The organism is Bacillus sp. V59.32b (assembly GCF_003429085.1).
Taxonomy (GTDB): Bacteria; Bacillota; Bacilli; order Bacillales; family DSM-1321; genus Peribacillus.
This window is the reverse complement of record NZ_QVTC01000077.1, coordinates 1-9,049: the sequence shown is the minus strand read 5'-3', so window position 1 is coordinate 9,049 and position 9,049 is coordinate 1. Positions and strand designations below refer to the sequence as shown.

Below are 9,049 nucleotides of genomic sequence, written 5' to 3'. Positions count from 1 at the left end.
GTTGCTTTTCGCTGCAGGCGGCGACTCCTCGAAAATGCTACGCATTTTCTCGTGCGGTGTCTATTCGAGGATGATCACTCAACGTCCTGCGGGAAAAGGTGGCCAGGTGAGACCCCGCAGGAGCGAAGCGACGAGGAGGCTACGGACCGCTCGCGGAAAGCGTCCGCCTGTAGCGGAAATCAACAGCCCAATTCAACGCGTACAAAACTAAGAACATTTTTTGAGTACCTGCATATTCTGTTGGTCTGTGTTTCTTCATAAAAGGCTCTGTTAAATTCCATTGTTGATTTTCAAATGGTCATGGAATCTACTCGCTTTCCGCGGACGAACTGGCAAGCCTCCTCACTCGTACCTCGCTGCGGGGTCTTGCCAGCCCGTTTTTCCGCAGGAGTCTCGCAGATTCCCTTCCCAAAAACAACATTATCGTTTAACAGAGCCTTATAAAAAGGAAATATGAAATTGATTCATTTATCTTAAGCCATCTATATAAGTTGAATTTATGAGTGTTAAGTTGTTAACCGATATAGTTTTGGCTCCCCTTACATCTTTCATTTTTCAGGCGAGCACCTTGCTTTTTGCTGCTTCAATCAATTTGGAAATCGCATCAAAGTCATCATTCTCCAGGCATTGGACCACCTTGCTTCCCACGACAGTACCATCGCAATATCTCCCAGCTTCCTTTACATGCTCTGGTGTGGAAATACCAAACCCGGCCATAACCGGAACAGAGCTTAATGCCTTAACCCTTTCTAAAAATTGGCCCGTATCTTCCGCAAAATGATCTCTCGCTCCCGTTATCCCTTTTACGGTAACCGCATAGAGAAAGCCCTCCGCTCCATCGGCGATTTTTCTAAGTCTTGCTTCGGGGCTTGTTAATGTTACGAGCCTGATGATGGCGATTTCTGACTGTTTCATCGGTTCGGAAACAAACCGTTCTTCTTCCAGCGGCATGTCCGGAAAAATACAGCCATCGACTCCAGCTTTGCGACAATCCTGTGCGAAACGGTCAATCCCATATGCAAAAACCGGATTGAGATAGGTCATTAAGATAATCGGAATGTTTATTTCATTACGGATTTCGATTAATTTTTCCATGATGTTTCTCAAAGACACACCGGAATCGAGAGCCCGTTTTCCTGCGCGCTGAATGACTGGTCCGTCGGCGACAGGATCGGAAAACGGAATTCCTAATTCTACGACATCAGCACCCGCTTTTTCAAAAAACAGCAAATGCTGCTTTAATTGATCAAGTCCGCCATCACCAGCCATAATATAAGGAATGAAAGCTTTTTCGCCCTTTTCGGCGCACTTTTGTAACGCCTCATCAATTCGCTGTTTACCCATTCGAAAGTCCTCCCATCCGCTTTTGTATCGTTTCGACATCTTTATCGCCTCTGCCTGACAGGCAAATAACCAGGCTTTCATCTGACTTCATTTCTTTTGCAAGCTTCACCGCGTACGCAATCGCATGCGAGCTTTCCAAAGCCGGAATGATTCCTTCAGTCTGTGACAGCAACACGAGGGCATCCATTGCTTCAGCATCAGTCACAGAAGTGTATTGAACCCTGTTGCTGTCCTTTAAAAAGCTATGCTCGGGGCCCACTCCCGGATAATCAAGTCCCGCCGATATGGAATGAGCTTCCTGAATTTGGCCATCCTCATCCTGTAATACATACATTAACGCTCCGTGAAGAATCCCTTGTTTTCCTTTTGTCAGGGTCGCCGCGTGCTCTAGCGTATCTACTCCGCTGCCTGCCGCTTCCACACCAATCAAGGAAACCTCGTTATCCTCAATAAATGGATAGAATATCCCCATCGCGTTACTGCCACCGCCAATACAAGCTACGATTGCATCAGGAAGGCTGCCTTCCATTTTGTCAAATTGCCTTTTTGTTTCCGTGCCAATGACACTTTGGAAATCTCGGACAATTTTCGGAAAAGGATGGGGTCCCAGCACTGATCCCATTATGTAATGAGTATCATCTACGTTGGCAACCCAGTATCGGAGCGCTTCATTAACGGCATCCTTAAGTGTGCCGCTCCCTTGGTCCACAGAAACTACCTTAGCTCCCAATAACTCCATACGAAATACGTTAAGCTTCTGGCGAGCGATATCCTCTTTCCCCATAAAAATCACACATTCTAAATTCAACAGTGCACAAACGGTCGCAGTGGCAACTCCGTGCTGGCCTGCCCCTGTCTCGGCAACCACCTTTTTCTTGCCCATTCTCACTGTCAAAAGTCCCTGCCCAATTGTGTTGTTTATCTTATGGGCACCTGTATGGTTCAGATCTTCACGTTTAAGATATATCTTCGCCCCGCTTGCCTTTTTTGTTAGATTGCTTGCATAATAGAGAGGGTTTTCACGACCGATATATTGAGTTAAATAATATTCCAATTCCTTCTGAAAACTCTCGTCCTTTCGTGCTTCTTCATAAGCATTTTCTAATTCAATGACAGCGGTCATTAATGTCTCAGGTACAAACCTGCCGCCGTATGGTCCAAAATGGCCGTTTTTATCTGGTTGAACATAGCTGTTCATTTCACTCCATCTCCTTTAAGATAATCTAGCATTGCGCACAAATCGATAAATTTTTTCAATATCCTTTGAACCGTTTGTTTCGACACCGCTTGAGACATCGACGCCGCCCGGATTGACGGTTTGAATGGCTAATGCAACATTTTCCGGTGTAAGTCCTCCAGCAAGGATAACCTTATCTTTGGGAAGCTTTTTATTTGTTAATAATTCCAAATTAATGGCTACACCATTTCCGCCATGATACTGGCCTTTTGGGCTATCAAGCAAATAATAATCCGACTGAAAAGAAGATATCTGCTCAAGGTCTTCGTGAACTCCGATTCCAAACGCTTTAATTACGGGAAACGGGATATCCTCTATATATTTCGGATTTTCATCACCGTGGAGCTGGATGTAATCAAGGCCGACGATGGACCCGATTCTCTTTATTTCTTCCACATCTTCATTGACAAAAACTCCAACAGCCCTGACCTTGCCTTTCACCTCTTCCATGATCTCCGCCGCCTGTTCAGGAATAATGCGGCGCTTGCTTTCGGCAAAAACAAAACCGATTAAATCAGCACCGGCGTCCACTGCCGCATGCGCTGCTTCAGTTGTCGTAATCCCGCAGATTTTAACTAACATGTAAAAACTCCTAATCTATAGTTGAAATTCAGCCAGTTTATTCGGCAGATCCTCACTTTTCATGAAGGTCTCCCCCACCAAAATTGCGTCTGCCCCGGCTGCTTTTACACGCAGCACATCTTCCTTTGTCTTGATGCCGCTCTCGCTTATCAGTGCGCTTGAAGATTTTCCAAGTGCCTTCGCGAGCCTTTCTGTAACAGCTAAATCAACTTGAAATGTTTTTAAATCCCGATTATTAATGCCAATCATTTCCGCGCCTAAACTGACCGCCCGCTCCAATTCATGTTCATCATGCACTTCCGTTAACACTTCAAGACCTAATGATTTGGCAAAACGGTACAATTCCTGATGGCGCTGTACCGAAAGAGCCGCCGCAATCAATAAGATGACATCGGCGCCTGCCCTTCTCGCCCGGTCTATCTGGATTTCGTCAATCATGAAATCTTTGCAAAGCAAAGGGACCGAAACTTTCGCCCGGACCGCCTCCAGATCAGCAAAGGAGCCTTTAAAGAAATCGGTATCTGTCAAAACGGAAATGCCTGAAGCGCCATGGGCTTCATAAACGCCTGCCTGCTGGGCAGGAATCACATCAGGATCGATATCTCCTTTGGAAGGAGATGCCCGCTTAATTTCTGCGATGATGCCGATGGAATCTTTATTTTTAATGTTTGCATACAGCGAGGTGCAAGGGGTTGTGAATTCCGTGCCCACGACATAACCGGAGCGCTTTAGTTCCGCTACTTCTTCCCCTTTGCGGGCCAATATTTCCGATAAAATATCCTGCATTTATAGCACCCCGCTTTTGGTTTTGTTATATGAAATGAGTGTTTCCAATTTTCCAAGAGCACTGCCGCTGTCAATGCTCTCATTCGCTAGTGCAATCCCGTCCTTTATGGTCGCGGCCTTGCCGTTCGCATAAATACCAAGTCCGGCATTAAGCAGGACCGTATCTCGGTAAGCACCCTTTTTCCCTTTTAACACATCCAATAGAATTTCACTGTTTTTCTTGGCATCTCCGCCTTTTATTGCTGAGTTATCATAAACAGGAAGACCGACTTCTTCCGGATGGAGACTAAAGCTCTTGACCTCACCATTTTCAAGTAAGATAAGGCTGTTTGTCCCCTGAAGGCTTGCTTCATCCATACTGCCTGCTCCATTTACAATGATTGCCCGTTTTCTTCCGAGTGAATCGAGCACTTTCGCAAATGGCTCCAGCATATCGTTCCGGTATACGCCAAGCAGCTGTGACGTCAATTCCACAGGATTCGTTAGCGGACCGATTAAATTAAAAACCGTCGAGATTTTCAATTCCCTTCTAATCTTCATAATCCTGGCCATTTTGGGATGGATATGCGGAGCAAACAAGAAGGCAATCCCATTCTCCATCAACATTTCTTCAATCTGAGACGGTGCGGCTTGTAAATCCACGCCCAGCTTTTCCAGTACGTCAGCGCTGCCTGTCTTGCTTGAAACACTCCTGTTCCCGTGTTTCGCGATTGTAATACCTGCTCCCGCGATTACGAAAGCGGAAGCTGTGCTTACATTAAAGCTTTGCGAACCGTCTCCTCCCGTCCCGCAATTGTCCATCACATTCTTGAGGTTATGGGTAACGCGCAGCGCTTTATTACGTAACACCTGGACAAGGCTAGCGATTTCGTCTGCTGATTCCCCTTTTGATTTCAAGGCGACAAGGAAAGCCGCAATTTCACTGTCGGTTATTTCTTCAGAGAATAGAGATTCGGCCGCCAGCTGCATTTCTTCCTCTGATAAAGTTTTTCGCTCAGATAACTTTTCCAGAATGAATTTCATTCTTCTTTCCCCTCCCGGCTTGAATAATAAATTCATGTAACATTTTTTTACCTGTCTTCGTACCGATCGATTCCGGGTGAAACTGAACGCCATATACCGGATACGTAACATGCCGGATGGCCATAATCTCACCATCATTCATATCGCTCGCCATCACTTCCAATTCGTATGGCAAAGTGTCCCTGTCGATGACAAGGGAATGATATCGCATCACCTCAAGCGGTTGTGATTGATATTCAAAAAATCCTTTCCCATTGTGCGTGATAAGCGAGGTCTTACCGTGGCAAATCCGTTTAGCGGTGATGATGTCCGCCCCGAATGCCGCCGCGATTGCCTGGTGACCGAGGCACACGCCAAGAATCGGAATCGATTGATAAAAACGGTTAACCAAAGGGATGCAGATCCCGGCTTCCTCTGGACGACCAGGTCCGGGTGAAATTACGATCGCTTCAGGCTTAAGGGCGTCTATTTCTTCAAGCGTAATCGCATCGTTCCGCTTGACGACAACCGTTTCACCGAGTTCAGCAAGATACTGGTACAGGTTATAGGTGAATGAATCATAATTATCAATTAACAAAATCATGTTCTTTTTCCTCCATTAGTGATTTTGCTTTATTCATCGTTTCCTCATATTCTTTTTCGGGGATGGAATCATAGACAATTCCCGCTCCAGCCTGGACATAAGCCGTTTGATCTTTAATAATCATCGTTCGGATCGCCAGTGCCATATCGAGATCACCGTTAAATGAGATATAACCGATTGCTCCCGAATAAAGGCCACGCTTTACGTTTTCCAGTTCATTAATGATTTTCATCGCTTCTATTTTCGGGGCGCCTGAAACTGTTCCCGCCGGCAGGCAAACGGCCAATGCATCCAAACCGGAGATGCCCTCCTCCAGTTCACCGGACACTTCGGAAACAAGATGCATCACATATTGGTAGCGTTCAATCAGCATCGATGCCGTAATGTCAATCGAACCAATCTTGCTGACCCTGCCAAGGTCATTTCTGCCCAAATCAACAAGCATCATATGCTCAGCGATTTCTTTCTCATCTGAGAGCAGGGTTTCCTCCAACCGATTGTCTTCTTCCTCGCTGTCTCCCCTTGGCCTTGTGCCGGCAATTGGATTTAAAGCAACCTTTCTTCCGTTCACTTTCATCATGCTTTCCGGTGATGAGCCAAGGACGGCATAGTCCTCAAAATCAAGATAGAACATATATGGAGAAGGATTTTTAACACGCAGCCTGCGGTAGACCTCGAATGGATCTCCGTCAAAACCGGATGTGAAACGCTGAGAAAGTACAATTTGAAAAATTTTGCCGGCAATAATTGATTTTTTCGCTTCCTTCACAAGGGATTCGAATTTTTTTTTAGGTATGGATGGGCGGAACTTAAGTGCTGTTTTATCCCGGCTGATAACGCGATTTTCCTGGGTTAGGAGCTCCTTCATCTTATCGATTCGATCTTGTAACACAGTTTCAGATTCATCAAGGGAGACGAGATGGACTTTTTGCAAAGCATGATCGAAAACAATCACTTCCTTGTAAATCATGAAGTGGGCTTCAGGCATGTTCAGTTCATCATCAGGAACCTCACCGATTTCTTCATACTGGCGGATGACATCGTAGCCAAGATAACCAATCGCCCCCCCATAAAAAGGAAATGGCAATTCAGGACCTGTCTCTGTTAACACCTCTGTTTTTAAAAAGTCGAGTATCCTTCCTTTATGCCTTTCCACCGAATTATCCCGCAAATCCGTAAGAGTTATCTCGTTATCTAAAGAGATAATTTCGAAAGCCGGGCTGCTTCCTAAGTAGGAGTAACGGCCATCTCCCTCGTGTTTGTTAGAGCTTTCAAGCATAAATTTCTTCTTTCCGGCTAACTTTTGAAATAAGGAAACAGGAGTATGTGTGTCCCCCTCTAATGTCTCCAGCTTGCAGTTAAGCTTATTGTTCACATCATCACTTCCCCTTTTTTTCTAAAAAAAAAGTCCTCTGCAAACAGGATTTTTCTGTTTGCAGAGGACGGTTATTGACCGCGGTGCCACCTCAGCTTGGAAGGTTTTTGATCGCCTTCCCGCTTTTCGGGTACATCTTTACATATACCCTATCCCTGTAACGGTGGAATCCGGGCTCCCCTACTATTCATTCAAGGCGCCTCTCATAAGTCCATTCACCACTCTTTCGCGTACCGGTTTCCACCTTTCCCGGCTCTCTGTATCGCATCTAAAATGGCTACTTACTCTTACTCAACGATTTGCGTATTCAATTAAAAAACACAAAAAGGGCCCTCATCCAAAAGGACGAGGAACCCGTGGTACCACCTTTATTAGCTTAAAAAGCTCACTTTACGGCATCCATATCAATGCCTGCCTTTTGTAACGATAAGGCGCGTTCGCCAAAGCCTACTTCCGCGAGCGGTTTCAGTTTGGGGCTCAGAAGGCCATTCACTAAACGATACATACCGGTTCACACCAGCCACCGGCTCTCTAAAATGCATCCATTAAGCTACTCTTCTTCGTCAATGCCGTTTATTAATGATTCTTATTAAACATAATAAAACGTTTGTAGATGCTAAGTCAAGAATTATCTCGAAAGATTTTGAATTTTTTGTGTAAATTATTTCATGGAAATCCATTCACCATCTTGTGCATCTTTGGCCTTCTTCATTACCAAATAAGCTGAATAACCGCTGCTTTCCTGGAATTCATCCGTATAGTTTTTCTCATCCGCCTTGCCAGGAACGATTTCTTTGAACCTGCGATAGCTTGACATGATTTCTTCTTTCAGGACTTTGCTTTCATATGCCTTTTCCACCGCTTCAAAAAAGTGAATGACATCGACGATTTCTTCCGTTGTCCAGTCCATATCCGTTGGGTATTGATAATCCATTTGTGTCACCTGCTTAAGAATAGTAGTACACCTTCCCAAAGTGTGCGTTTGATTATGTTGCCCATTTTTGCCTGATTGCTTCCGCTTCCTTTATCATTCTGTCAAATAGCTCGGAAACTGTCGGTACATCGTGGATTAACCCCATTACCTGTCCTGCCCAGGCAAATCCTTCATCAAGTTCTCCATCATGAATGTAGCGTTTGTTTGCCTTCCCGCTTATGTAATTCTTTAACGCTTCATACTCGCCACGTTCTTTTTCAATTTCGAGAATTCTGTCAGTCCAGCTATTGGAGATTACCCTTGCAGGCGCACCAATTGACCGTTTGATAACAACCGTTCCATTTTCATCTCCTTCTATGAGGGCTTGTTTATAAAGGGTATGAGCGTGCACACATTCTTTCGTCGCAATAAATCTTGTCCCCATCTCAATTCCTTCAGCTCCAAGTGAGAGGCCGGCCATTAACCCGCGTCCGTCACCGATGCCCCCTGAAGCAATAACCGGTATCGACACAGAATCGGCCACCTGGGGAATCAGCACCGTTGTGCCAATATCATCCCTGCCTAAATGTCCGCCACCTTCCTGCCCGACAACCATTACCGCATCCGCACCCAACTCTTCGGCCTTGACTGCCTGCCTTTTTGCCGCAACGAGGACGAGTTTCTTTACATTTGTCCCTTTTAATAAATCAAAAAAAGGAGCCGGGTTGCCACCAGTAATGGAAACTACAGAAATACCTTCCGCCAGTGCTGCGTCAAGAAAATTTTCAAACGTTCTTCCATGCTGTCCGATTGCAAAATTTACTCCAAACGATTTGTCGGTCATGCTTTTTGTCTTTCGGATTTCCTCTCGAAGATCCTCGGGCGTCTGCAGGCTCATCGCAGTGACCTGTCCAAGTCCTCCTGCATTCGAAACGGCTGCAGCAAGATCGGCATAAGCCAAATGGGCAAGCCCCCCTTGTATAATCGGATATGTAATGCCCAGCAATTCCGTTACTCTCGTGTTCCAGTTCATGAAAGCTCCCCTTCCATTCGTGTATAATTCCTTTTGGCTCTTCACCATAACTGGTAGTTTTTATTGATTAACGTAATATCTCAGTCAATTTTCCAACAAAGTTGATTGGAGAGGGAAAAGGCATACGCATTTTCTCGTGCGGTGCCTATGCATGGATGATGATTCAACGTCCT

Annotated in this window: 9 protein-coding genes and 2 other annotated features; all 9 genes read right to left on the bottom strand. The window is 45.4% G+C overall.

The window, feature by feature from the left end; all coding sequences use genetic code 11:
- Nucleotides 1-555: 555 nt before the first annotated feature.
- Complete coding sequence (gene trpA, locus D0463_RS16215) at nucleotides 556-1,344, bottom strand: tryptophan synthase subunit alpha (protein ID WP_117308419.1); 789 nt, start codon at nucleotides 1,342-1,344, stop codon at nucleotides 556-558.
- Nucleotides 1,337-2,542, bottom strand: coding sequence for a tryptophan synthase subunit beta (gene trpB / locus D0463_RS16210; protein ID WP_117308418.1), 1,206 nt, complete (start codon nucleotides 2,540-2,542; stop codon nucleotides 1,337-1,339). The genes trpA and trpB overlap by 8 nt, the downstream gene beginning before the upstream one ends.
- A 15-nt stretch (nucleotides 2,543-2,557) precedes the next feature.
- A complete protein-coding gene (locus D0463_RS16205) occupies nucleotides 2,558-3,163 on the bottom strand; it encodes a phosphoribosylanthranilate isomerase (protein ID WP_117308417.1) in 606 nt (201 codons plus the stop codon).
- A 15-nt stretch (nucleotides 3,164-3,178) separates the two neighbouring features.
- Nucleotides 3,179-3,949 (bottom strand): indole-3-glycerol phosphate synthase TrpC, encoded by a 771-nt coding sequence (gene trpC, locus D0463_RS16200; protein WP_117308416.1) that lies wholly within the window; start codon nucleotides 3,947-3,949, stop codon nucleotides 3,179-3,181.
- Entirely contained in the window at nucleotides 3,950-4,972 is a 1,023-nt protein-coding gene (trpD, locus tag D0463_RS16195) for an anthranilate phosphoribosyltransferase (RefSeq protein ID WP_117308415.1), read from the bottom strand.
- On the bottom strand, nucleotides 4,944-5,555 hold the full coding sequence (locus tag D0463_RS16190) for an anthranilate synthase component II (RefSeq protein ID WP_117308414.1): 612 nt from the start codon (nucleotides 5,553-5,555) through the stop codon (nucleotides 4,944-4,946). Before D0463_RS16190 ends, trpD begins: the two co-directional genes overlap by 29 nt.
- Nucleotides 5,539-6,930 carry an anthranilate synthase component I gene (gene trpE / locus D0463_RS16185; RefSeq protein WP_117308413.1) on the bottom strand — a complete coding sequence of 464 codons (1,392 nt, stop codon included), beginning with the start codon at nucleotides 6,928-6,930 and terminating at the stop codon, nucleotides 5,539-5,541. Before trpE ends, D0463_RS16190 begins: the two co-directional genes overlap by 17 nt.
- Before the next feature lie 60 nt (nucleotides 6,931-6,990).
- Nucleotides 6,991-7,234 (bottom strand) — a binding site (T-box leader).
- Nucleotides 7,235-7,268: 34 nt separating this feature from the next.
- Nucleotides 7,269-7,506: a binding site (T-box leader), on the bottom strand.
- Nucleotides 7,507-7,591: 85 nt separating this feature from the next.
- Nucleotides 7,592-7,864: a UPF0223 family protein gene (locus D0463_RS16180; RefSeq protein ID WP_117308412.1), complete on the bottom strand. Its 273-nt coding sequence runs from the start codon at nucleotides 7,862-7,864 to the stop codon at nucleotides 7,592-7,594.
- 52 nt (nucleotides 7,865-7,916) lie between these two features.
- Nucleotides 7,917-8,876 carry an NAD(P)H-dependent flavin oxidoreductase gene (locus D0463_RS16175; protein ID WP_117308411.1) on the bottom strand — a complete coding sequence of 320 codons (960 nt, stop codon included), beginning with the start codon at nucleotides 8,874-8,876 and terminating at the stop codon, nucleotides 7,917-7,919.
- Nucleotides 8,877-9,049: the final 173 nt, after the last annotated feature.

Coding starts and splice junctions, on each gene's coding strand:
- trpD (WP_117308415.1), bottom strand. CDS start 4,972: ATGAAATTCATTCTGGAAAAGTTATCTGAGCGAAAAACTTTATCAGAG.
- trpA (WP_117308419.1), bottom strand. CDS start 1,344: ATGGGTAAACAGCGAATTGATGAGGCGTTACAAAAGTGCGCCGAAAAG.
- D0463_RS16175 (WP_117308411.1), bottom strand. CDS start 8,876: ATGAACTGGAACACGAGAGTAACGGAATTGCTGGGCATTACATATCCG.
- D0463_RS16190 (WP_117308414.1), bottom strand. CDS start 5,555: ATGATTTTGTTAATTGATAATTATGATTCATTCACCTATAACCTGTAC.
- D0463_RS16205 (WP_117308417.1), bottom strand. CDS start 3,163: ATGTTAGTTAAAATCTGCGGGATTACGACAACTGAAGCAGCGCATGCG.
- trpB (WP_117308418.1), bottom strand. CDS start 2,542: ATGAACAGCTATGTTCAACCAGATAAAAACGGCCATTTTGGACCATAC.
- trpC (WP_117308416.1), bottom strand. CDS start 3,949: ATGCAGGATATTTTATCGGAAATATTGGCCCGCAAAGGGGAAGAAGTA.
- D0463_RS16180 (WP_117308412.1), bottom strand. CDS start 7,864: ATGGATTATCAATACCCAACGGATATGGACTGGACAACGGAAGAAATC.